This window comes from Synechococcus sp. BS56D, from assembly GCF_004332405.1.
Lineage (GTDB): Bacteria > Cyanobacteriota > Cyanobacteriia > PCC-6307 > Cyanobiaceae > Synechococcus_C.
Window position 1 is genome coordinate 72,190 of the sequence record NZ_PHQU01000005.1, and the last position, 21,401, is coordinate 93,590.

At 63.6% G+C, this 21,401-nt stretch carries 23 protein-coding genes, 1 tRNA gene and 1 other RNA gene; 12 read left to right on the forward strand and 13 right to left on the reverse strand.

All coding sequences use genetic code 11. The features are described 5' to 3' along the window. The first annotated feature begins 3 nt into the window (after positions 1 to 3). On the forward strand, positions 4 to 1,383 hold the full coding sequence (locus CWE17_RS08280) for a 16S rRNA (cytosine(967)-C(5))-methyltransferase (RefSeq protein ID WP_131456147.1): 1,380 nt from the start codon (positions 4 to 6) through the stop codon (positions 1,381 to 1,383). On the opposite strand, the gene CWE17_RS08285 is transcribed toward CWE17_RS08280, so the two are convergent. From CWE17_RS08285 to CWE17_RS08295, 3 genes are read right to left on the reverse strand one after another with little or no spacing between them, the layout of a single operon-like run. Then, entirely contained in the window at positions 1,361 to 3,394 is a 2,034-nt protein-coding gene (locus tag CWE17_RS08285) for a transglycosylase domain-containing protein (protein WP_131456149.1), read from the reverse strand. The genes CWE17_RS08280 and CWE17_RS08285 overlap by 23 nt on opposite strands. Then, positions 3,391 to 4,344, reverse strand: a complete 954-nt coding sequence (gene chlG / locus CWE17_RS08290) for a chlorophyll synthase ChlG (protein ID WP_131456151.1) — start codon at positions 4,342 to 4,344, stop codon at positions 3,391 to 3,393. Before chlG ends, CWE17_RS08285 begins: the two co-directional genes overlap by 4 nt. Positions 4,345 to 4,355: 11 nt before the next feature. Then, positions 4,356 to 4,577, reverse strand: coding sequence for a DUF2862 domain-containing protein (locus tag CWE17_RS08295; protein ID WP_131456153.1), 222 nt, complete (start codon positions 4,575 to 4,577; stop codon positions 4,356 to 4,358). A gap of 67 nt (positions 4,578 to 4,644) precedes the next feature. On the opposite strand from CWE17_RS08295, the gene hisF reads away from it, so the two are divergent. The 7 genes from hisF (at position 4,645) to CWE17_RS08330 (ending at position 9,697) form a co-directional block, all read left to right on the forward strand. After that, positions 4,645 to 5,424: an imidazole glycerol phosphate synthase subunit HisF gene (gene hisF, locus CWE17_RS08300; protein WP_131456155.1), complete on the forward strand. Its 780-nt coding sequence runs from the start codon at positions 4,645 to 4,647 to the stop codon at positions 5,422 to 5,424. 40 nt (positions 5,425 to 5,464) lie between these two features. After that, on the forward strand, positions 5,465 to 5,683 hold the full coding sequence (locus CWE17_RS08305) for a hypothetical protein (protein WP_240789333.1): 219 nt from the start codon (positions 5,465 to 5,467) through the stop codon (positions 5,681 to 5,683). 11 nt (positions 5,684 to 5,694) lie between these two features. Then, the gene (ubiE, locus tag CWE17_RS08310; RefSeq protein WP_131456157.1) at positions 5,695 to 6,396 is read left to right on the forward strand and encodes a bifunctional demethylmenaquinone methyltransferase/2-methoxy-6-polyprenyl-1,4-benzoquinol methylase UbiE; all 702 of its coding nucleotides are present in this window, start codon (positions 5,695 to 5,697) and stop codon (positions 6,394 to 6,396) included. Between the two features lie 86 nt (positions 6,397 to 6,482). Continuing rightward, complete coding sequence (locus CWE17_RS08315; RefSeq protein ID WP_131456159.1) at positions 6,483 to 6,833, forward strand: hypothetical protein; 351 nt, start codon at positions 6,483 to 6,485, stop codon at positions 6,831 to 6,833. A 45-nt stretch (positions 6,834 to 6,878) separates the two neighbouring features. Next, positions 6,879 to 7,751: a glycine--tRNA ligase subunit alpha gene (gene glyQ / locus CWE17_RS08320; protein ID WP_131456161.1), complete on the forward strand. Its 873-nt coding sequence runs from the start codon at positions 6,879 to 6,881 to the stop codon at positions 7,749 to 7,751. Between the two features lie 36 nt (positions 7,752 to 7,787). Continuing rightward, entirely contained in the window at positions 7,788 to 9,590 is a 1,803-nt protein-coding gene (locus CWE17_RS08325; RefSeq protein WP_131456163.1) for a ComEC/Rec2 family competence protein, read from the forward strand. Between the two features lie 20 nt (positions 9,591 to 9,610). Continuing rightward, positions 9,611 to 9,697 (forward strand) — tRNA-Ser (locus CWE17_RS08330). Between the two features lie 25 nt (positions 9,698 to 9,722). On the opposite strand, the gene CWE17_RS08335 is transcribed toward CWE17_RS08330, so the two are convergent. Further along, positions 9,723 to 9,980, reverse strand: a complete 258-nt coding sequence (locus CWE17_RS08335) for a hypothetical protein (protein ID WP_185189932.1) — start codon at positions 9,978 to 9,980, stop codon at positions 9,723 to 9,725. A 76-nt stretch (positions 9,981 to 10,056) separates the two neighbouring features. On the opposite strand from CWE17_RS08335, the gene CWE17_RS08340 reads away from it, so the two are divergent. Beyond that, positions 10,057 to 11,295 carry a glycosyltransferase gene (locus CWE17_RS08340; protein ID WP_131456165.1) on the forward strand — a complete coding sequence of 413 codons (1,239 nt, stop codon included), beginning with the start codon at positions 10,057 to 10,059 and terminating at the stop codon, positions 11,293 to 11,295. Between the two features lie 26 nt (positions 11,296 to 11,321). Continuing rightward, positions 11,322 to 12,044 (forward strand): sugar transferase, encoded by a 723-nt coding sequence (locus tag CWE17_RS08345; RefSeq protein ID WP_236629715.1) that lies wholly within the window; start codon positions 11,322 to 11,324, stop codon positions 12,042 to 12,044. On the opposite strand, the gene cbiB is transcribed toward CWE17_RS08345, so the two are convergent. The 5 genes from cbiB to CWE17_RS08370 form a co-directional block, all read right to left on the reverse strand. Continuing rightward, positions 12,038 to 13,039 carry an adenosylcobinamide-phosphate synthase CbiB gene (gene cbiB / locus CWE17_RS08350; protein WP_131456169.1) on the reverse strand — a complete coding sequence of 334 codons (1,002 nt, stop codon included), beginning with the start codon at positions 13,037 to 13,039 and terminating at the stop codon, positions 12,038 to 12,040. The two genes, CWE17_RS08345 and cbiB, sit on opposite strands and share 7 nt — an antisense overlap. A 27-nt stretch (positions 13,040 to 13,066) precedes the next feature. Continuing rightward, on the reverse strand, positions 13,067 to 14,062 hold the full coding sequence (gene ilvC / locus CWE17_RS08355) for a ketol-acid reductoisomerase (protein ID WP_131456171.1): 996 nt from the start codon (positions 14,060 to 14,062) through the stop codon (positions 13,067 to 13,069). A 55-nt stretch (positions 14,063 to 14,117) separates the two neighbouring features. Next, complete coding sequence (locus tag CWE17_RS08360; protein WP_131456173.1) at positions 14,118 to 14,720, reverse strand: ATP-dependent Clp protease proteolytic subunit; 603 nt, start codon at positions 14,718 to 14,720, stop codon at positions 14,118 to 14,120. Between the two features lie 80 nt (positions 14,721 to 14,800). Beyond that, a complete protein-coding gene (locus CWE17_RS08365; RefSeq protein WP_131456175.1) occupies positions 14,801 to 15,475 on the reverse strand; it encodes an ATP-dependent Clp protease proteolytic subunit in 675 nt (224 codons plus the stop codon). 30 nt (positions 15,476 to 15,505) lie between these two features. Continuing rightward, positions 15,506 to 16,663, reverse strand: coding sequence for a PIN/TRAM domain-containing protein (locus CWE17_RS08370; RefSeq protein WP_131456177.1), 1,158 nt, complete (start codon positions 16,661 to 16,663; stop codon positions 15,506 to 15,508). 71 nt (positions 16,664 to 16,734) lie between these two features. Between CWE17_RS08370 and hemW the strand changes: the two genes are divergently transcribed. Further along, entirely contained in the window at positions 16,735 to 17,979 is a 1,245-nt protein-coding gene (gene hemW, locus CWE17_RS08375; RefSeq protein ID WP_131456179.1) for a radical SAM family heme chaperone HemW, read from the forward strand. Here the strand turns inward: hemW and panB are convergent. Next, positions 17,900 to 18,718: a 3-methyl-2-oxobutanoate hydroxymethyltransferase gene (gene panB / locus CWE17_RS08380; RefSeq protein WP_131456181.1), complete on the reverse strand. Its 819-nt coding sequence runs from the start codon at positions 18,716 to 18,718 to the stop codon at positions 17,900 to 17,902. The genes hemW and panB overlap by 80 nt on opposite strands. A 43-nt stretch (positions 18,719 to 18,761) precedes the next feature. Between panB and ffs the strand changes: the two genes are divergently transcribed. After that, positions 18,762 to 18,858, forward strand: an RNA gene (ffs, locus tag CWE17_RS08385) — signal recognition particle sRNA small type. 32 nt (positions 18,859 to 18,890) lie between these two features. Here ffs and ftsZ read toward each other — a convergent pair. The 3 genes from ftsZ to CWE17_RS08400 form a co-directional block, all read right to left on the reverse strand. Further along, entirely contained in the window at positions 18,891 to 20,042 is a 1,152-nt protein-coding gene (gene ftsZ, locus CWE17_RS08390; protein WP_131456184.1) for a cell division protein FtsZ, read from the reverse strand. A 74-nt stretch (positions 20,043 to 20,116) separates the two neighbouring features. Next, a complete protein-coding gene (locus CWE17_RS08395; protein ID WP_240789334.1) occupies positions 20,117 to 20,962 on the reverse strand; it encodes a cell division protein FtsQ/DivIB in 846 nt (281 codons plus the stop codon). Continuing rightward, positions 20,959 to 21,369, reverse strand: a complete 411-nt coding sequence (locus tag CWE17_RS08400; protein ID WP_131456186.1) for a hypothetical protein — start codon at positions 21,367 to 21,369, stop codon at positions 20,959 to 20,961. The genes CWE17_RS08395 and CWE17_RS08400 overlap by 4 nt, the downstream gene beginning before the upstream one ends. Positions 21,370 to 21,401 lie beyond the last annotated feature (32 nt).

The window sequence follows — 21,401 nt, forward strand, 5'->3', positions numbered from 1 at the left end:
CCGATGCCCGTGCCTGAGTCCGCCATCAGCACCCCTGCGGTGGGCCTTGCCCCGCGCCGTCTGGCTTGGGAGGTGCTGGAGGCTGTGGCGGCTGGGGCCTATGCCGACGTCGCCCTAGAGCGGGTCCTACGCGGACAGTCGGTCTCCGCGGCTGACCGCGGCCTGGCCACGGAATTGGCCTATGGCGCGATCCGGCGGCGTCGCTGGCTGGATGCCTGGCTTGATCGGCTTGGCAAGGTGCCGGCCCTCAAGCAGCCGCCCCGTCTGCGCTGGCTGTTGCATCTGGGTCTCTATCAATTGCTGCAGATGGAGCGGATCCCGGCGGCGGCGGCGGTGAACACCACGGTGGAGCTGGCGAAACGCCATGGGCTGGGGCGACTGGCGCCGGTGGTGAATGGCCTTCTCCGTTCCGCCTTGCGGGCCCATGAGGCGGGGGAGTCATTGCCGCTGCCCTCCGATCCCGCAGGTCAGCTCGCTCTGCTGCACTCCCTGCCGGACTGGTTTGCAGGGGAATTGCTGCATTGGTGCGGGGCCGAGCAGGCGGAGCTGGTGGCCCGCGCCTGCAATCAGGTGCCGCCCCTTGACCTGCGCATCAATCGGCTGCGCAGCACCCCAGAAGCTGTCTCGGCAGCCCTGAGCGCTGCCGGCCTCGAGACCCGCTCGATCGAGGGTTGCCCCGATGGATTGCAGGTGCTCGGATCCGGTGGTGATCTGCGCCAGTGGCCGGGGTTTGAGGAGGGGCAGTGGTGTGTGCAGGACCGTGCCGCCCAGTGGGTGGCGCCCCTGCTGGAGCCCCAGCCTGGCGATCGGGTGCTGGATGCCTGCGCCGCCCCCGGTGGAAAGGCCACCCATCTGGCGGAGCTGATGGGCGATTGCGGTGAGGTGTGGGCCGTGGATCGCTCCGCTGGTCGCCTGCAGCGGGTTGCAGCCAATGCCGGTCGATTGGGTCTGGGCTGCGTGAATGCCCTGGCGGCTGATGCTGGCGACTTGCTGCAGGATCGCCCCCAATGGCGAGGAGCGTTTCAGCGAATCCTGCTCGATGCCCCTTGCTCTGGCCTGGGCACCCTTGCTCGCCATGCCGATGCCCGTTGGCGGGTGACGCCTGAGAGCGTGGCTGGGTTGCTCCCTCTTCAGGCCCGTCTCTTGGAGGCCATGGTGCCCCTGCTCGCTCCGGGTGGTCGCTTGGTATACGCCACCTGCACGATCCATCCGGCGGAAAACCATCGGCAGATTGCGACCCTTCTCAAGGCCCAACCGTCTCTACGTCTGATCTCCGAGGAGCAGCGCTGGCCTGATCCAACCGGGGGAGACGGGTTCTATGCCGCTGTGATCACCACGTCGGGTCTACCCAACGAGACCATCACTGCACCGGCAGAGGCCTGAAGTTCTCATCTACCGGTGGGCCGCCGGGCGGGGCGATGTAGCGCGGTGGTGGGGCCTGAGGGGCAGCGGGTTGGTTGGGGTCTGTGGACTCGGGTGCCCAGATCGTTGGATCGGGGTTGTATTCATAGCCCCGGAAGGGAGCCTCCTGGTTCTGGCCAGGCTTTTTCGCTTCACTGCCGGGTTTCTTGAAGGTGCGCTTCAGCTCAGGCTTAGGGGGGAAGTTCTGCACCGGGAACTGCTCCTTGATCTTGGTCATGAGCTGGTTCCAGGCCCAGGCCGCTTCGCCGCTGTTGCTTTTGGTGTCGGCGTTGTTATCGAAGCCGAACCAGACGGCGGTGGTGAGTTGGGGAATGGAGCCAATGAACCACAGGTCCCGGGCCCCCTCTGAGGTGCCGGTCTTGCCGGCCACCGGACGGTCGTTGAGTTTGGCGGCAACCCCGGTGCCCCCCTCCACCACCCGCTGCAGCATCCAGTTCATGGCGTCGGCCACGTCGCTGTCGACGGCGCGTCTGCCCCGATCGCCATCCACCCGACGACTCCAGAGCACCTCCCCGCCGGGTCCGCGGATCTCTTCAAACGCACTCGGTTTCACATAGACCCCGCGATTGGCCACTGCCGCATAGGCGGCGGTCATGTCGAGGATCGTTTGCTCGTAGGCACCGATTGCCATCGGGTAGTACTTGCCCAAGGGGCGCGTGGTGCCGATCCCCAGGTTGTTGGCCATGGCGATGATCGGATCGAACCCCACCTTGTCCTGCAACTGCACGGCAACCGTGTTCAGGGAATTCTTGAGGGCATCGGCCAGGGAGATCGGACCGAAATATTTATTGCCGAAGTTCTTGGGGCAATAGCCCCTCCAGCAGCGAGGGGCGTCATTGAAGATGTCTTCTGGCTTGACGCCCGCGTTGATCGCCGCTGCATAAGGGAACAGCTTGAAGGTGGATCCAGGGGAACGCAGGGCCTGGGTCGCCCGGTTGAACTGACTCGTGTTGAAGTCTTTTCCGCCCACCATCACCCTCACCAGGCCAGTGCCCGGTTCGATCGACACGATCGAGCCCTCGGTGCCGTTGGGGGCGAATTCACGCACCACCTTCTGGGCATCCCTCTGCCAGTTGAGGTTGAGGCTGGTGCGGATCTTCAGGCCGCCCACCTCGAGCTGCTCGGGGCTGAGGATTCGCGGCAGCTGCTGCGCCACCCAGCTGGTGAAGTAAGGGGCGGCACTGTTGAAATATTTGGGGGTCGCTGGTTTGAGGTTCAGGGGACTGCGACGCGCTTCCTCGGCCTGCGCGGCATTGATGAAGCCCGCTTGTTGCATCCTCTCCAGCACGATGGAGCGCCTTTCCAGGGCCAGCTCTGGATTCACTAGGGGGGAGTAGATCGAGGGGGCCGGTGGCAGGCCGGCGATCAGGGCCGCTTCCGACAGGGTGAGCTGATCAGGCGTCTTGGAGAAATACACCCAGGCGGCATCGGAGACGCCGTAGGCACTGGAGCCGAGATAGACGTAATTGAGGTATTGCTCAAGGATCTGCTCTTTGCTGAGCTGCCGCTCAAGCTTGTAAGCGAGGGCTGCCTCCTTCAGCTTGCGGGTGATGGTGCGGTCTTGGCTGAGGAAAACGGTGCGGGCCAGCTGTTGAGTGATCGTGCTGGCGCCTTCACGCACCGCCCTTTGGCGGAGGTTGGTGACCACGGCGCGGCTGATGCCCCAGAGGTCAACGCCGTCGTGCTCATAGAAACGGCGATCCTCCGCGGCCACGAACGCCTGCTTCACCAGTTCAGGCATCTGCCCCGGCTCGATCTTCTCTCGCGTTGCCGGGCCCAGCTTTTGAATCACCTGCCCATCGCTGGAGAGCAGGGTGATGGTGCCGGGGCGGTTGAAGCGAGCGATGCCCCTGGCGTCGGGGAGGGTGGCATCCAGGGCCTGAGTGATCGCGGCCTGGCCCATGGCCACGCCAATCCCCACACCTCCAGCTGTGGCAGCCAGGATCAGCCAGTGACGGCGGGTGCGCTTCACATCACCTGGGTCAAGGAGCTGTGACCGACAGCTAGAGCAGTCACAAGCATGCCGAGCACCAGAAACGGCTGGGCACTGGCCTGATATTTCACATCAAAGGCGACGGGGTCTCGCAGCAGCCAGATGTCCTGGAAAGTGATCTGGGGCACGATCAAGAGCACGAGCAACACAGCAGCGAAATGCTGTCCGATGGCGATGAGAACGGCAACCATCAGCAGCTGGAACACATCGATCATTCCTGCGCTGATCCAGCTGGCTTTCTCAAGACCAAACACCACCGGTAGCGATTGAAGGCCTAGGGCCTTATCGCCTTCGACGCTCTTGAAGTCGTTCACAACGGCGATGCCAAGACCGGCAAGGCTGTAAGCAAGCGTGAGGATGGCCGTTGCCCAGGTGAGCTGTCCAAACAGGGCTTGGCCAGCCCACCAGGGGAGGGCGATGTAACTGGCCCCAAGGGCATAGTTCCCGAGCCAGCCGTTCTGCTTCAGCTTTAGGGGTGGAGCGGAATAGATGTAACTCACGAAAGAGCCGCCGAGTGCCAGTAGCAGCACCACGGGGGTCTGATGTCCTGCCCAGAGGTCCAGGGCCCAGGCCACAGCCAGTCCTGCCAACAGCAGCACCCAGATCTGAAGCTTGACCTGACCGAGCGGAATCGCACCGGAGGGGATCGGCCGGTAGGGCTCGTTGATCGCGTCGATCTCCCGGTCGTAGTAGTCGTTGATCGTCTGGGTGAAGCCCGCCAGGAGCGGACCGCTCATCACCATGCAGGCCAAGGCCGCCAGAAAGTGATCCCAACGCCACAGGTAATTGCCGCTGGCGGCGGCACCGCAGACCACACCCCAAATCAGGGGGATCCAGGTGACCGGCTTCATCAGCTGCAGGCGCAGCTTCCAAATGTTGGTGGTGCCGCTGGCACCTTTCATGCCAAGCAGTTGACGGGCGTCACTCATGGGCCTGAGCCTCAGGCGGGGGCGATTTCGTCATCGAAGAACCAGCAGGTGGCGCCATTGCTGAGCTCCACCACTACACCGATCCCTTTGCCATCGGTGGTCCGGAAATCGGTCACGGTGCCAGTGGCGTCCTTCTTGAGAAGCTCCACGAGGCTTGCCGGAATGCGATCGCGCACTCGCGTGACCCGCACCTTGGAGCCGATGTCGATGGTGACTGCCGCCTGCTGTGACATGGCCTGCAAGGCTTGGAAAGTGGGCGTCACCCTAACAGCTGCGCCCCCGATCTTCGCCAAATGCTTGATGGTTGCCCTTCGCCTGATTCCCTGCCTGGATGTCGCTGACGGTCGTGTCGTCAAGGGCGTGAATTTTGTGGGGCTGCGCGATGCCGGTGATCCGGTGGAGCTGGCTTGCCGCTACAGCCAGGCCGGGGCTGATGAACTGGTATTTCTCGACATCGCCGCCAGTCATCAAGGGCGCGGCACCCTGGTGGATCTGGTGCGTCGCACCGCTGAAGCGGTGACGATTCCCTTCACCGTTGGAGGTGGGATTCGTTCCGTGGAGGGGATCACCGAGCTTCTGCGGGCGGGGGCCGACAAGGTGAGCCTCAATTCCTCAGCCGTGCGTGAGCCTGAGCTGGTGGCCAGGGGCGCCGAACGGTTCGGCTGTCAGTGCATCGTGGTGGCGATCGATGCCCGGGCCAGGGATGGCGGCGGCTGGGATGTGTACGTCAAGGGGGGACGTGAGAACACCGGTCTGGATGCCGTGGAGTGGGCGCGTCGGGTGGCGGAGCTTGGTGCGGGGGAAATCCTGCTCACCTCTATGGATGGCGATGGCACCCAGGCGGGCTACGACCTTGCGCTCACGCGGGCCGTTGCCCAGGCGGTGCCCGTGCCTGTGATCGCCTCAGGAGGGGCGGGATGCCTGGATCACATCGCAGCCGCGCTCGATCAGGGGCCAGCGGGGGGGCAGGCCTCGGCCGCCCTGTTGGCTTCGCTGCTCCATGACGGGGTGCTGACCGTGGAGGCCATCAAGGCGGATCTGTTGCGTCGGGGTCTGCCGATCCGGCCCGCGCAGGCCTGATCAGCTCCTTAGGATCAATGAAGTTATGTGAAAGGCTGCGGTGGCTGGTCTGCCCCTGGTCGAACGCGCCTGGGCTCTGCCGGTTGGCTTGGCTGCAGTGCTTGCAGTTATCGCCTTGGTGGCTTGGGCCTTGCAATTGATGCAGACGGCTGTTGATCAGCAGGAGTTTTCGCTCATGCTGGCTGGATGCATGGTCTGTTCTGCGGCCGTGGGCCTCGCGACGGTCATGGTGATGACATTGAACGGCCTGCCGCTCTGAGAACGGTCCCTTTGAAACCCGGAGATCCCGCCGCCGTTGAGCAGCTCTTCAACGCTGTTGCGCCCCGTTACGACCGCCTGAACGACCTGCTCAGTCTTGGCCTGCATCGCCATTGGAAGCGGCAGATGCTGGTCTGGTTGCAGCCCCGTCCGGGCGAGCGCTGGCTTGATCTTTGCTGCGGCACAGGGGATCTGGCCCTGGCGCTAGCCCGCCGTCTACGTCCGGGGGGTGAGGTTCTGGGCCTCGATGCGGCGGCCGCCCCCTTGCGGCGGGCCCAGGAGCGGGCATCCCGAGAGCCCTGGTTGCCTGTCCGATGGCAACAGGGAGATGCCCTCGCGACAGGCCTCCCCTCCGCGGCTCTGGATGGAGCGGTGATGGCCTACGGGTTACGCAATTTGGAAGATCCCGCCGCGGGGCTGCGAGAGCTGCAACGGGTGCTGAAGCCCGGGGCGCGGGCTGCCGTGCTGGATTTCAACCGGCAACCGTCCGGCAGTGCTGCGGAAGCTTTTCAGCGGGCTTACTTGCGCAGGCTGGTGGTGCCAGCCGCTGCGATGGCGGGCTTGCGTGATCAATACGCCTACTTAGAGGCCAGTCTCCAACGTTTTGCCACTGGCCCGGCTCAGGAGCAGATGGCCTTGGCCGCAGGCTTCCTTGAAGCCCACCATCGCCCCCTCGCCGGGGGGCAGATGGGTCTGTTGCTGCTGAAAAAATGACCATCCATCTCGTCTCACGCTGTGTCGCTTGCGACCAGGGCGGTGATGGGTTTAGAAAGAAATGATTAAGAAAACGGTGCTTGGCCGTGGCGTTCCCTCTCCCCTCTCTGCTCTCCTCGATCGAGGACCTGCTCCTTGAGGTGCAGTGGCTTGACGGGATGATCCTGGTGACCGACTCCCAGCGCGCCACCTTCGTCTCGTTCTCGCAGGTGGATCCGGTGCTGCGTCGCCTGCGAGCTCGGCCGAAGGGCATGGAAGTGGCAGAAAAGCTCTGCATGTCGCTGCTGGATTCCCACGGCAAAGCATCCGCCAAGCCTGTGCTCGTCTTCCAGGGGGATGGCAGCTTCTGGTTGGGAATGATGAGTCCGAGTCGCAGCAATCCCCATCGGCATCACGCCATCGCCCACTTGCATCGCTGCTTCTCCCTGAGCCGGTAGGGGGACCCTTCGGCTGGAGAATGGCGTGCGATCGGCCGCCAGCGGATGCACTTCCAGGACATCATCAGCACCCTCAATCGTTTCTGGGCCGACCAGGGGTGTCTGCTGCTGCAGCCCTACGACACCGAAAAAGGCGCCGGCACCATGAGTCCGCACACGGTGTTGCGAGCGATCGGGCCGGAACCCTGGGCGGTGGCGTATCCCGAACCCTGCCGCAGACCCACCGATGGGCGCTACGGAGACAATCCCAACCGGGCACAGCACTATTTCCAATACCAAGTGCTGATCAAGCCATCACCCGATGGCATTCAGGAGACCTACCTGGCCTCCCTTGAGGCCTTGGGGATCAAGGCGGCCGAGCACGACATTCGTTTCGTGGAAGACAACTGGGAGTCGCCCACCCTTGGGGCCTGGGGCGTGGGCTGGGAAGTTTGGCTGGATGGCATGGAGGTGACGCAGTTCACCTATTTCCAGCAGTGCGGAGGCATCGACTGTCGTCCGGTGTCGATTGAAATCACCTACGGCCTGGAGCGCCTGGCCATGTATCTCCAGGATGTCGAGAGCATCTGGGATCTGAGTTGGAACGCAGAGCGCAGCTATGGCGATATCTGGCTTCCCTTCGAAAAGGGACAGTGCCACTTCAATTTCGAAGCTTCCGATCCTGAGCGACTCAAGCAGTTGTTCGCGATCTATGAAGCTGAGGCCGCGGCACTGATCGAGAAGGCTCTGCCTGCACCGGCTCTTGACTTCGTTCTGAAGTGCAGCCACACCTTCAACTTGCTTGAGGCCCGGGGAGTGATCTCCGTGACCGAGCGCACCGCCACCATCGCCCGCATCCGCAATCTGGCCCGCAAAGTCGCGGAGGCCTGGCTGGCGGAGCGTGAGGCGCTTGGTTTCCCTCTCCTGAAACAGCCTTAGCCGGGGGAATGCTCAGGGAAGCCTTGTCCCTGAGCGATGCCCGCCCGTCTGCCGAAAGCGCGGATCCTGCTGCTGTTTGTGCTGATGGCTCTGCTGTCGTTGCGCTTGCTGTGGGCCTCCGCACCCAACCCTGGGCCCCAGGATCCAGCAGCGTTGATTAGCACCAAGTCTCAGGCCGCGATGCTTTGGCTTGAGGGTCGCGTGCTGGTTGATGGTCCCCTGCGTGATGGGGCCTGTCGGGCGCTTGTGCAGGTGCATCGGATCAATGGCCAACGCCGACCGGGGCGCACCGAACTGCAGTGGCGCCCCTGCCGGGAGGGATTGAGAGCGGGTGCCTGGATCCGTGCCAGGGGGCGTTTGCGAGCACCGGCACCTGCGGCCCATCCCCTGCTGAGTGCACCGGCTCAACGACTGGCGGCCCATGGGGCCTGGAGTCAGTTCCGCACCAAGGCGCTGGAGGTCACCGGGCAGGACTGGACCCCCCTGGCCGATGCCCGGCGACGGATTGCCGCTCAATTTCGGGATGCGGCCGGTCCGGATCGAGGCGGTCTGCTGGCGGCGTTGGTGCTCGGCAGTGCCCAGGTGCAACTCTCCGCCGAGCTGCGCGATGGCTTTCGGGTCGCTGGCCTCTCCCACGCCCTGGCGGCTTCAGGCTTTCATCTGTCGGTCCTGCTTGGAACCACCCTTGCTCTGGCCCGATCCTGGCCGGCGGCATTGCGACTGAGCAGCGGTGCCGGAGCGATGGGGCTGTTTCTGGCCCTGGCTGGTGCCCAGCCCTCCGTGGTGCGAGCGGTGTTGATGGGTTCGGTGGCGCTATTGATTCGCGAGGGCGGGCAGCGCAGTCGACCGTTGGGGGTGCTGGTGTTCAGTCTTGTGCTGATGTTGTTGATCCACCCGGCCTGGTTGCACTCGATCGGGTTTCAGTTGAGTGCTGCTGCCACGGCCGGTCTGGTGATCACCGCCCGGCCACTGGAGCTCTGGTTGGCGGCCCGATGGCCGCATCGCTTCGGCCCATGGCTCTCCACCGCTCTTTCGGTGCCGTTGGCGGCCTTGCTCTGGACCCTGCCGCTTCAGCTGCTGCACTTCGGTTCGACGCCCTTGTATGCGTTGGTGGCGAATCTGCTGGCTGCGCCTCTCCTGGCTCCCCTCACCCTGGCGTCCATGGCCCTGGCCCTCGTGGTGCTCGTCCTCCCCGAGGGGGGCACCCTGCTGCTTCTGCCCTGGTTGATCTGGCCCGTGAAGCATCTGGCGGCGCTGCTGATCGCCATGGTGACTTGGATCAGCCAGTGGCCTTTTGCTCAGCTGCTGACCGGTCGTCCTCAGCCCTGGGTGGTGCTGCTGTTGGTGCTGGGACTGCTGCCTTGGTTGCTTCAACACTGGTGTGGTCTTCGCTTGCGAACCCTGCCGTTGTTGCTGCTGGCGGTGCTGATCCAGGCGATGGTGCAGCTTGCCGATGGGCTGGTGGTGGTGGAGCAGTGGGGGCGCCATTGGCTGCTGGCGCGTCATCAGGGGCGGGCCGCTCTCGTGAGCAGTCATGGGGATCGGCGGAGCTGTGCCCTGGCCCGCCGTCTCGTTGAGGCCCATGGCCATCGTCGTCTTGATTGGGTTGCGTTGCTCGATCCTGTGGCCAGCGATGCTTTGCATTGCTGGCGTGCTCTCGCGCGCACGGTGCTGGCGGAACATCAGGGGCAGCCGCCTTTAGCTCCAGGCCAGCGACTGGCGAGTGCGGGGCTGGAACTGCAGGCTCCAGAACAGATGGCGGGACAGGGGCTGCTGTTGCTTCAGGCCGGTCGCCGCCGTGTGAACCTGAGGCAGGCAACGGGTCGCCCCCTAAAGTGAGGTGCGCCTAATCGGCGTTTGGAGAGGTGGCAGAGTCCGGTTGAATGCGCACGACTCGAAATCGTGTAGGGGTCACACCCTCGTGGGTTCGAATCCCACCCTCTCCGTTTTTCATCCGGCTTGGTCGATGGATCAGGAGTGAAATAACAGCACCAAGCCCTGGCTCACCTGGTGAAATTCCCGTTCCTCACGGCTGAGATCCAAGCCCACCTGCAAGCCTTCTTTCATCGCATCCTCAAAGGGAGGCGTGAGCGGTGACTGACTTTTGTTCCAGAGGGCGGCAATGCCAACAGGGGTGGCATGCCATCGGAAGCAGCTGGTCTCTCCAATCGAAGGTTCGCTCAGCGACTCCTCCAGCAGGGCGTGGATCGCCATGTTCGTCGTGGACATGGATCCAGCTTCGAGAGGGCGCTCGACAGGCGCAACCTGCTGAGAGACTTCGTGATGAATCTGAGCCCCCCTTTTGATGCCAGGCGAGGCATTGCCACATCTGCCCGGTCGCATTGCTCTGGTGCACGACTGGTTTACCCCTCGCTCGGTGGGTGGTGCTGAGCAGGTGGTGGCGGCCATCGATGACCATCTCGCTACCCGGGGCATCAGGCCTGATCTTGCGGCACTCGTGGATGGAGAAAGCGGTCGCCCTGGGAGCCGCTGGCAGGGGCGTCGCATTCTGACCAGCCCGATTCAGGCGCTGCCCTGGGGCACCTCCCATGTGCAGCAGTATCTGCCCCTCCTGCCTCTGGCGATCGAGCAGATCGATCTCTCCGATTACCCCCTCGTGATCAGCAGTAGCCATCTGGTGGCCAAGGGAGTTCTTACGGCCCCCGATCAGCTTCACATCAGCTACGTGCACACTCCCGTGCGTTACGCCTGGGATCAGATGCACGCCTATCTGCGTCGCTCTGCCCTGGTGCGTCGTGGCTTCGGATCACTCATCCGCTGGCAGCTGCATGCACTGCGCCAGTGGGATCAGCTCAGTGCGCAGCGGGTGGATCATCTTCTGGCCAACTCCAGGTTCACGGCCCGGAGGATTCAACAGTTCTGGGGGCGCGAGGCTCAGGTTCTGCATCCGCCGGTGCAGGTGGAGCGCTTCCGCTGGGACCTCCCACGCTCTGACGTCTATCTCTGCGTCTGCCGTCTCGTGCCCTACAAGCGGGTGGATGTGGTGGTGGAGGCCTTTAATCGCCTTGGGTTGCCACTCCTCGTGGTTGGAGACGGGCCAGAGCGCCCTGCCCTGGAGCGATTGGCGGGACCATCCGTTCAGATCCTTGGACGATGTCCCCAGGATCAGGTCGAGAGGCTGATGGGAACCTGCCGGGCTTTTGTGTATGCCGGCCTCGAAGATTTCGGCATTGCCCCAGTGGAGGCGATGGCGGCCGGTGCGCCTGTGATCGCTCTTGGACGGGGCGGCTTGCTTGACAGTGTCCGCTGTGCGGCGGCCGGGGTGTCCGCCCCGACTGGCGTGCTGTTTTCTGAGCAAACTCCGGCCGCTGTTGCTGAGGCAGTGCGCTGGTTTGAAGAGCGGCGCCTCTGGCAGGAGCTTGCCCCTGAGTCCCTTCGCCTGTGGGCCGAGCGTTTCCGTCCGGAGGCGTTTGCGTCCCGCTTTGAGACGCTTGTCGACCGCCTCTGGCTGGCCCATCGGAAGGCCTGTGCCGTTGCGGCGAGTGACCCTGGTGGGCTGCCGGAGCTCGGGCGTTGCGATTGAGTGGAATGAGACGCGTGGGAAACGAAATGGTTAGCACCCTGCGTCGTCAGGCCAGCCGTCGACATCTGCGATTGCTTGCCGCTCCACCTTCCACCCTGCCGGCTGGCCTGCTCGTGCGTCAGCAGAGTGGCTTCGGTCGCACACTCAAGCGCAGCGGCGATGTGGTGTTTGCCCTGACTGTGCTCAGTCTCGGTGCTCCGGTACTTCTTGTTTTGGCCGTGCTGGTGAAGCTGAGTTCTCCCGGTCCGGTGTTCTACGTGCAGCGGCGTGTTGGGCGCGGCTATCGGCATTTCGGTTGCATCAAATTCCGCACCATGCGTGCCGATGCCGATCAGGTGCTCGCCAGGGTGCTGGCTGAATCAGCAACGATGCGCGCCGAATTTGAGCGGGACTTCAAGCTGCGTCAGGACCCCCGCATCACCCCGATCGGACGTTTCCTGCGTCGCTCGAGTCTGGATGAGCTTCCTCAGTTCCTCAACGTGTTGAGGGGGGAGATGAGTGTGGTCGGCCCTCGGCCGATCGTTGATAAGGAGATTGAGCGTTATGGGCCCTACATGGATGAGGTCCTCGCTGTGCGCCCTGGCCTCACTGGGCTCTGGCAGGTGAGTGGACGCAACAACCTCAGCTACGCCAAGCGTGTGCGGCTGGATCTGGCCTACGCCCGTGGTCGCTCGTTCCTTCTTGACTTGGCGATCATCCTGCGCACCTTCGGCGTGCTCCTGCTCCCGATGGATCGGGGCGCTTACTGAGCGACGGCCAGACGGCTGATCATGAGAGCGACCAGAAGCCATGCCCCTTCAAGGGCAAGACTGAGGTTCAGGATTCTGTGCACGGCGCTCTGATTGACATCGGGCATGCCACCTGCGAGGACTGGTTTGTTCACCCAGCGGTCGCCATAGCGATTCCTGCCGCCGAGGCGAACACCAGCGCAGTGGGCATAGATCGCCTGGGAGCGTCCTGCATTCGGTGATGGATCAGGGCGGCCATCCCGTTCAGCGGCACGCACCAGCCGTAGCCAAGTGCTCCAAGGGCGACAGATCAGGGGCAGGCTCACCATCACCAGGCGGCAGGGCAGCCAGGTGAGCCAATCGTCGAGCCTCGCTCCAGCGGTCCCTAGCCAGCGAAGCCTTCCGGTTCGATAACCCAGCATCGAATCAAGGGTGCTGCTGGCCTTGAAGGCCCAGGCCAGGCAGAGCGGACCGGGACCTTCTTGCCAGCCGATTTGCCAGAGGCCAGCACCGACCAACATCCAAAACAGGGGCGCGAAGATTCCGTCCACTGCGTTTTCACTGGCGGTTTCCGCCGCGGCTCGCAGGATCTCCGGTTCTTGCAGGCCATCCGTCTGGCGTCCAACGATCCAGCTCAGTCGTTGGCGTGCCGATGACAGGTCACCGCCATCTGAACTTGGAAGCGCCTTGAGGACTGCCAACACGCTGGACCGCAGGCTGCGCGCGGCCAAGGCACTGGCCAAACCGATCACCAGAAGGACCGTTCCCGAGGCTGAGAACAGCGGGGACAGCGTTGGTTGGGCCGCTCTTTCGATGCACCAGCCGCATCCGGCACTAGCGCCCACCAGCAGCATGGTGATCAGTGTGCCGCCCGCCCTCAGGGCCCAGGGTCGATCGCCAGCCAGGCGTTCAACCCCTGCTCGCAGGATTGTGATCAAGCGCCCCATCCAGATCACCGGATGGGGACACCAGCGGGGATCTCCAACCAGCAGGTCGAGACCTGCGGCGGCGATCACCAGGAGAAAAGGGTGAATGGCCCCTGATCAGGCGGCCTTCAGCCAGCTGAACATGGAGCGCAGGCCCTTGCCCACCTTTTCGATCGGATGCTCGGCATCGCGGTCGCGGATCTTCTTCATTTCAGGCTTGCCGGCTTCGCACTCGGCCACAAAGTTGCGGGCAAAGGTGCCGTCTTGAATGTCGGAGAGGATCCGCTTCATCTCTGCCTTGGTATCGGCGGTGATCAGGCGCGGGCCACTCACGTAGTCGCCGTATTCCGCAGTGTTGGAGATGGAGTCGCGCATGGCGGTCAGGCCACCCTTCACCATCAGGTCCACGATCAGCTTCACTTCGTGGAGGCACTCGAAATAGGCGAGCTCGGGCTGATAACCAGCTTCCACCAAGGTTTCAAAGCCGGCCTTCACTAGCTCAGAGAGGCCACCGCAAAGCACGGCCTGCTCACCGAAGAGATCGGTTTCGGTCTCCTCCTTGAAGTTGGTTTCGAGGATGCCGGCGCGGGTGCCACCGATGCCTTTCGCGTAGGCCATCGCCAGCCCACGGGCGTTGCCGGAGGCGTCTTGCTCGATCGCGAACAGGGCGGGAACGCCCTGACCGTTCTGGTATTCCCAGCGCACGGTGTGACCAGGGCCTTTCGGGGCGATCATCACCACATCCACATCGGCGGGGGGCTTGATCAGGCCGAAGCGGATGTTGAATCCGTGGGCGAAGCTCAGCACCTTGCCGGCGCTCAGGTGTGGCGCGATCTCCTTGTCATAGACGTCTTTCTGGAATTCATCGGGCAGCAGCACCATGATCCAGTCAGCCTTGGCGGCCGCATCGGCCACGCTCAGCACTTCCAGGCCATCCGCCTTCGCCTTCTCGGCGGAGCGGCTGCCCTCATAAAGGCCCACCACGACGTTGACGCCGCTGTCCTTGAGGTTCAGGGCGTGGGCATGGCCTTGGGAGCCATAGCCGACGATGGCCACCGTCTTGCCGCTAAGCAGCGAGAGATCAGCATCGGAGTCGTAGAAGAGCTGGGCCATCCGGGCGGAATTCTTGAACGGAATAACGCCTGAGCTTACGCAAACGCCTGAACGCTCAGGCGTCGTTGGGGTGGGCGATTACCCGATCGATGAGGCCGTAATCCTTGGCTTCCTCAGCGCTCAGGAAGTAGTCGCGGTCCGTGTCCTTCTCGATCTTCTCGAAGCTCTGACCGGTCATGTCGGCCATCGAACGGTTAAGCATCTCCTTGATGCGCAGGATCTCGTTGGCTTCGATTTCGATGTCGCTTGCCTGCCGCTGGGCGGTGCCGCCAAGGGGCTGGTGAATCATGATGCGGCTGTGGGGCAAGGCCAGGCGCTTGCCTTTGGTGCCTGCCGTCAGCAAAAAGGCACCCATCGAGGCGGCCAGGCCCACACAAATGGTCACCACGTCGCTCTTGACGTATTGCATGGTGTCGTAGATCGCCAGACCGGCGGTCACGGATCCACCTGGGGAGTTGATGTACAGGTAGATGGGCTTGCTGCTGTCTTCGGAATCCAGATACAGCATCTGGGCCACCAGGCTGTTGGCGATGCCGTCATTCACTTCCTGGCCCAGGAAAAGAATCCGCTCCACGCCTAGGCGGGTGTAGATGTCGACCCAGCGCTCCATCTGGCTGCCGGGGAGGCGGTAGGGAACGCTGGGGGTACCGATCGGCATGGCTCGAGCAGAAGTGAGAGGGGCTGGGCGGTGTGAGCTTTGATGTTGAAGCGATTCCGGCTTCAGGTCGGGTCAGCTGGTCAGAGAGAGGCCGGAGGACTGGTGGGCAGGTCCTTTCGACTGCTGAGCACCCGGTCAATCAAGCCGTACTCCACGGCCTGTTCCGGTGTCAGATAACTCATCCTGTCGGAATCCTTGGAGAGCTGCTCAACGCTGCGTCCCGTGTTCTCTGAAAGGATTTCGAGCATCGCCCGCTTGTTGTGGAGCACTTCCTTGGCACGGATCTGAATGTCCGTGGCCTGGCCGCGGGCGCCGCTGCGCGGCTGGTGCAGCACGATCGAGGAATGGGGCAGGGCGGCACGCTGTCCTTTGGTGCCGGCGGAGAGGATTACCGCGGCCGTACCCATGGCCTGGCCAATGCAGATCGTGTGCACGGGGGGCTTGACGTAGCGAAGGGTGTCGCAGATCGCGAAGGCTTCCGTCTCGAAGCCAATCGCGTCCCCTGTGTACCAACTGGTGCCTGTGGAGTTGATATAGAAGTAAATCGGCTTGTCAGGGTTGTCGAACTCCAGGTAAAGGAGCTGAGCAATGATCAGTTCGGTCACATCAAGACCGAGCTGACGCTTGGTGTCATCGTCGGAGAACAGCGGAAGACCGAGATAGACGATCCTCTCCTTGAGCATCAGCGACGGCAGATCCGGTGGCGGAGTCCGCAGCACCGTGGAATCCCCGTAGTAGGGCGCTGACGTGGTCATCCTCTGCACATCCCCTGGCGTCTCGGGAGCCTAGCGGGGGTTGGCCGGAGGCCGCTCATTTCCTTTGCTTCCACTGTTTCCTCGTGGGGGGCGGTTGGCCTTGGCTGAGCGTGGGACAGCAGATTCTTTCTCGAGGCGGGCAAACACCATCCGCCCGCTTGGGTTCTGTAGGGCACCGGTCACGACCACGGGTAGGCGGTCACCGATCGCGGTGCCAGCTCCTTCCACGACCACCATGGTGCCGTCGTCGAGGTAGCCAACGCCCTGATTGTTTTCCTTGCCCTGGCGCACGATCTTGAGCAGAAGTTCATCGCCAGGCTGAACCTCTGGACGCAGGGCGATCACCAGCTCACTGAGGTTCATCACCTTCAGCTCCTGCACCTGAGCCACTTGGGCGAGGTTGAAATCAGCCGTCACCAGGGTGCCGCCGGTATCGGCGCTCAGCTGCAGAAGGCGGTCGTCGGTGCCAGCTCCGTCGTAGCGGGTGGTGTTGATCACCAGTCGGCGACCGTAGGTTTCGCGAAGATCTGTCAGCAACTTGAGCCCGCGCCGGCCACGGGCCCGCTTCTCCGCATTGGCGGAGTCGGCCAGCTGCTGCATCTCATCAATCACCGTCTGGGCCACGATCACCTGGCCCTCGAGCAATCCGCAGGCCAGGAGCCCGCGAATGCGTCCATCAATGATCACGCTGGTGTCGAGGATCTTGGCGCTGGCCGGAGTCAGCACCCCATCGGCCACCAGCAGCGCCTCCGTCGACGACGGGTTGAACAAGCGCAGGAGCGTGCGGCCATGCACTTCAGCGAGGTTGTAGCCCAGCACTCCGAAGAAGACATTGCTCAGCACCGCCGCTAGCGGCTTCACCAGTGACACGGCACCGGCGAGGGGCAGCAACAGGATCGGGGCGAGGAGGAGGTTGGCCACTAGCAGCCCAAGAATCAGGCCCACGGCTCGGCTGACCAGCAGATCCGTTGGCATGGTGCGCACTTGGCGCATCAGCTGTTGACGCAGCCGGCGAAAAACCAGGCCAGCAATCAGACCAATGAATGCGCCAAAGCCGGTGAGCACCCAGCGCACACCTTCGACATTGGTGGTGTCGTTGAACAGATCCTGAGGCAACAGATGCACGCCCATCCAGCCGGCTGAGGCACCTGAGATCAGAAACACAAGCAGGATGAGCGCTTCCACCATGGGTTCAGGTCGTGGCTGCTCACTCCAGTTGCAGGCAGCATGCACCATCTTCCGCCGCTTGGCCCGGGCAGATGTCCGCACCCCGTAGCGCCTATCTCCATATTCCCTTCTGCCACAGGCGTTGTTACTACTGCGATTTCGCGGTGGTTCCACTGGGGGATCGCGTGGATGCTGCCGCCGGGCCCGGTCGGGCTTCGATCGAGGCCTATCTGGCGCTGCTCCATGAGGAGATCGCCCTGGCGCCCCCAGGCCCGCCCTTGAGCACCGTGTACATCGGGGGCGGGACCCCATCCTTGCTGACACCAGCACAGATCGAGACCCTGCTCCATCGATTGGAGGACCGCTTCGGGGTGCAGCAGGGGGCGGAAATCACCCTGGAGATGGATCCGGCCAGCTTTGATCAGGCCGCTCTGGGGGCATTGCTCGATGCCGGAGTCAATCGTGTGAGCCTCGGTGGTCAGAGCTTCGACGATGGGGTGCTGACCGCGCTGGGTCGACGGCACCGCCGGCTGGATCTGCTGCAGGCCTGCGACTGGTTGCGGGCGGCCGAGATCGATGGTCGTCTCTGGAGCTGGAGCCTTGACCTGATTCGGAATCTGCCCGGTCAGACGCGCTCCGGATGGGAAGAGCAGTTGCACGAAGCCCTTCAGGTGGGTGCTCCCCATCTGTCGATCTATGACCTATCCGTTGAGCCCGGCACCGTGTTCGCCTGGCGGCAGCAACGGGGTGAGCTGGACCTCCCCGAGGAGGACGAAGCGGTCGCTGTGATGGAACGCACCACTGAGCGCCTCCAGCAGGCGGGGTTCTGTCGGTATGAGATTTCCAACTACGCCAGACCCGGTCACGCCTCCAGGCACAACCGGGTGTATTGGAGCGGCGCCGGTTGGTGGGGGTTTGGCCTCGGGGCCACCAGTGCCCCCTGGGGGCAGCGGCTGGCAAGGCCGCGCACCCGCGAGGCCTATGGGCTCTGGATCGCAACGCAACGGCAAACCCTCGACCCTTCCCTGCAAGCCGCCTTGGCGGAGCGGCTTCCCCTGGATGACCGTTTGCTCGTGGGACTGAGGCGCCGCGAAGGTGTGGATCTCTGGGCGAGCGCCTGCGCCAGTGGCTGGGATCCTTCCCTTTGCCGCCGACATCTTCCCGATCTGGAGCATCGCTGGACCCAGGCGGAAGCGTCTGGACTGATTCAGCGTTGCGGTAGGCGCTGGCGCCTCAGCGATCCGGAGGGAATGGCCCTCAGCAATCAGGTGCTTCTTGAAGTGGTGCGCTGGTGGGAGGCGCTGCCCTCTGGCGTTGCTGTTCCACCCAACCCTTGAGGGCATCAACCATGAGCTGACGACCAGGGATGAGGGCAGGGCTGAAGGGGGGCTGCACAGGGGTCAGGCCGAGCAGATCGGCGGTCACCCGTACCTGTCCATCGCAGGACGCGCCGGCTCCGATGCCGATCACAGGAATCGTCAGCATCGCCTGGACCTTGGCGGCCAGCTCCGTCGGCACATGCTCCAGCACCAGGGAGAAACAGCCCGCACTCTCAAGCGCCTGGGCCTGACGCAGCAGTTTCTCCTGGCTACGGGGATCCTGCGCCTGTTGGCGGTAGCCCAGACGATGCACCGCCTGAGGGGTCAGCCCCAGATGCCCCATCACAGGGATCCCCATGCGGACGAGGCGATCGATCACCGCCACCACCTCCGGTTCAGCCCCCTCCAGCTTCACGGCGGCGGCACCGGAGTCTTTGAGTAAAAGTCCGGCTGCCGCAACGGCTTGATCCTCACCGCATTGGTAGCTGAGAAAGGGCAGATCGCAGATCACCAGTGGCTGTTGCTCCAGCGGGCCGCTCAGCCCTCTGCAGACCGCCTGGCAGTGATGCAGCATCTGCTCCAGGCTGACCGGCAGGGTGGTGGCATGGCCGAGTACCACCATTGCCAAGGAATCTCCGACCAGCACAAGGTCGGCACCAGCGGCCTGCACCAGGGCTGCTGACAACCCATCCCAGGCGGTCAGCACAGTGATCGGTTGACCGGTCTGTTTGAAACGGATCAGGTCAGATGGGCGCATCTGCCTCTCCAGGCCAGCGGAGGTCCATTGCTAGCATCGCAACGACTCGGACCCATGCGGTTCGGACGCCCAAACCTGGTCAGGACCGGAAGGGAGCAGCCACACGGGATGCTCAGGGCAGGCGTGGACTCCGGGTCACCCCCTTCCAAGTGGAGATTGGAGGAGGAACTCCTCAGCCGATCTCCCCATCGCGCTTGAGCTGACGCTGACGCAGAAATTCAGGGATGCTGGCGCCGGCCTCAGGGGCTGGGCTGAACGAGGGCGTTGCATTCGTGCTAGCCCGTCGCTCACTGCGGTAAGGCTGACCGTTCTCAAACCCCGTGGCGATCACGGTGACGTGGATTTCTCCTTCGAGACGCTCGTCCACGACCGCACCCACAATGATGTTGGCTTCGGGATCCACCACGTCGTAGATCACCTCTGAGGCAGTGGTCATGTCTTCGAGGGTCATGTCGCGACCACCGCTGATGTTGATCACACAACCCTTGGCGCCATCGATGCGAGCAGCCTCCAGGAGGGGGCTGTTGATCGCGGTCTGAGCAGCCTCAATGGCGCGGGAGCGTCCGGAACCCACGCCGATGCCGAGCAGGGCGGTGCCAGCTTCAGTCATCACTGAACGCACATCGGCGAAGTCCACATTGACCAGGCCGGGGCAGGTGATGATGTCGCTAATGCCCTTCACACCCATCCGCAGCACGTCGTCAGCACTGCGGAATGCTTCCTGCAGAGGGGCACCGGCGATGGCATCCCTGAGACGGTCGTTGGGAATCACGATCAGGGTGTCGACGTGCTCCGCCAGACGGGCAATGCCTTCATCGGCCTGGCGCATCCTTCGACGACCTTCGAAACCGAAGGGTTTGGTGACGATGCCAACGGTGAGGGCGCCGCTCTCCTTCGCGACCTCCGCGACCACGGGAGCAGCACCGGTACCGGTGCCACCGCCCATGCCGGCGGCGATGAATACCAGATCGGCACCTTGAAGAGCCTGCTGAAGGTCAGCCCTGGATTCCTCGGCCGCCTTCTGGCCGATGCTGGGATTGCCACCGGCACCAAGGCCACGGGTCAGCGTCTGTCCAAGCTGAACCCGGTGGTCTGCTGCCGACTGCAGGAGGGCTTGGGCATCGGTATTGAGAACCCGATAGGAGACCCCCTCGAGATCGCTCTGAATCATTCGATTCACAGCATTGCTGCCACCACCGCCAACGCCGATGACTTCAATGCGGGCGGACTGACTCGGAAGAATCCCGGTGCTCTCGGGGCTGGGGGACTGATGTGTGCCCATCATCTCCATCGTTAAGGCCGAACCGTTGAGCTGTGGGTGCATTATGTCCCTGCGGTTCGCATCCGCTGCAAATTTTGGTCAGCCTGGGGCGTGATGCCTCGCCCAGCAACAAAGCGTCAGGGTTTGCTGTCTGTGGGTGCTTTCTTGTTCAGCTGCAGCTCCGGACGGCTCGGATCACTCAGATCAAGGCTGCTGCCCTGCTGTTGCCTCAGCTGGGCGGGAAGACTTCGGCTCAGCTGGGCCATCGTGACCATCTGTTGCTGCATCAGGCCTGGATCGGAGCCGAGATGCACCAGCCCAAGCCCGGTCACCTGAAGACTGATTCCCCCCTCAGGACTGATCAGGACCCGCTGGAGTGTCCCGCCCAGCTGCGCACGGTTCTCGAGCAGCAGTGCGATGGCGTCTCTCTGGCTAGGGATCCAGCCCTTGATTTCAATGCTCGTTTCTGGTTTGTCTCCGCGGGCGGCCATCGTCGCCGGCATCCACTGGCCTCGCCGATCAACCATTCCCCGCTCGACTCCGCGGGGTCCGGTGCGACTGGCCGCTGCCATTGGTCGACGGTCGTCGAGTTCCACATCGAGTCTTGGAGGCAGCAGGCGCCGCCGCACGGCGGCTGATTGCACGGGCAGCTCCCGCATCAGGGTCTGCTCCATCGCATGGGGATCCAGGCCAAGGAGGGGCTGGGGGAAGCGCAGGCCAGCCGCTTGGCTTACGGCTTCCACCCCCAGGCGTTCGCTGCCGCGGACCTGCAGCTGTTGGGGGCTGCGCAGGGTCCATCCTTGGGTGAGGAGCACCCAGCCAAGGCCACTGGCGGCTGCGCTGAACCACAGCAGCCGCCAGAGCTGGATCAAGCGATCTTGACGGCGCTCGCGACGCAGGCGACGACGGCGCTCGACTCCAGGGGGGAGCGGCGCTTCAGTGGTCCGCGAGGCTGATTTTGAGGCTGCACGGCGACGGCTCACAGGTCGCAGCGGGCCGTGGCCATCAACTGGCCCATCCAGCGGCGGGCTCGCTCCGCATCCGAGAAGGGCACATCCATCTGCTGCCCTCCACCGATCAGGCGCAAGCGACAACGGCCCTGGGATTCATGGGCCAGCGGCGCTTCTCCTGAGGCAAGGGCCATCAGTTCGACCATTTCCAGGGTCTTGATTGCAAAGCGTCCTTGCTCTTCAAACTTTCCGGCTGAAAAACTGCTCCAGTGCAGTTCACCATCCTTGACGCGGGCGGCGCCGCAGCCATCGAGTTTGGCTAGTTCCGCGCCTTCAGCCCAGCTGCGGAACAGCGATTGGCGACGGCGCTCCAGCCAGCCCAGGGCTGCTAGCAGCACAAAGACGAGAAGAAGCGGAAACCAGAGCAATCCGTGAATCATCGCCAGTTCAGAGCCCAGCCTTTCTCCAGGCG

Bases quoted from the DNA above. Each gene is read 5' to 3' on its own strand.
- CWE17_RS08280 (WP_131456147.1), top strand. From the start codon at position 4: ATGCCCGTGCCTGAGTCCGCCATCAGCACCCCTGCGGTGGGCCTTGCC.
- chlG (WP_131456151.1), bottom strand. From the start codon at position 4,344: ATGAGTGACGCCCGTCAACTGCTTGGCATGAAAGGTGCCAGCGGCACC.
- CWE17_RS08295 (WP_131456153.1), bottom strand. From the start codon at position 4,577: ATGTCACAGCAGGCGGCAGTCACCATCGACATCGGCTCCAAGGTGCGG.
- hisF (WP_131456155.1), top strand. From the start codon at position 4,645: ATGGTTGCCCTTCGCCTGATTCCCTGCCTGGATGTCGCTGACGGTCGT.
- glyQ (WP_131456161.1), top strand. From the start codon at position 6,879: ATGCACTTCCAGGACATCATCAGCACCCTCAATCGTTTCTGGGCCGAC.
- CWE17_RS08325 (WP_131456163.1), top strand. From the start codon at position 7,788: ATGCCCGCCCGTCTGCCGAAAGCGCGGATCCTGCTGCTGTTTGTGCTG.
- CWE17_RS08335 (WP_185189932.1), bottom strand. From the start codon at position 9,980: ATGTCCACGACGAACATGGCGATCCACGCCCTGCTGGAGGAGTCGCTG.
- CWE17_RS08340 (WP_131456165.1), top strand. From the start codon at position 10,057: ATGCCAGGCGAGGCATTGCCACATCTGCCCGGTCGCATTGCTCTGGTG.
- CWE17_RS08345 (WP_236629715.1), top strand. From the start codon at position 11,322: ATGGTTAGCACCCTGCGTCGTCAGGCCAGCCGTCGACATCTGCGATTG.
- ilvC (WP_131456171.1), bottom strand. From the start codon at position 14,062: ATGGCCCAGCTCTTCTACGACTCCGATGCTGATCTCTCGCTGCTTAGC.
- CWE17_RS08360 (WP_131456173.1), bottom strand. From the start codon at position 14,720: ATGCCGATCGGTACCCCCAGCGTTCCCTACCGCCTCCCCGGCAGCCAG.
- CWE17_RS08365 (WP_131456175.1), bottom strand. From the start codon at position 15,475: ATGACCACGTCAGCGCCCTACTACGGGGATTCCACGGTGCTGCGGACT.
- CWE17_RS08370 (WP_131456177.1), bottom strand. From the start codon at position 16,663: ATGGTGGAAGCGCTCATCCTGCTTGTGTTTCTGATCTCAGGTGCCTCA.
- hemW (WP_131456179.1), top strand. From the start codon at position 16,735: ATGTCCGCACCCCGTAGCGCCTATCTCCATATTCCCTTCTGCCACAGG.
- panB (WP_131456181.1), bottom strand. From the start codon at position 18,718: ATGCGCCCATCTGACCTGATCCGTTTCAAACAGACCGGTCAACCGATC.
- ftsZ (WP_131456184.1), bottom strand. From the start codon at position 20,042: ATGCACCCACAGCTCAACGGTTCGGCCTTAACGATGGAGATGATGGGC.
- CWE17_RS08400 (WP_131456186.1), bottom strand. From the start codon at position 21,369: ATGATTCACGGATTGCTCTGGTTTCCGCTTCTTCTCGTCTTTGTGCTG.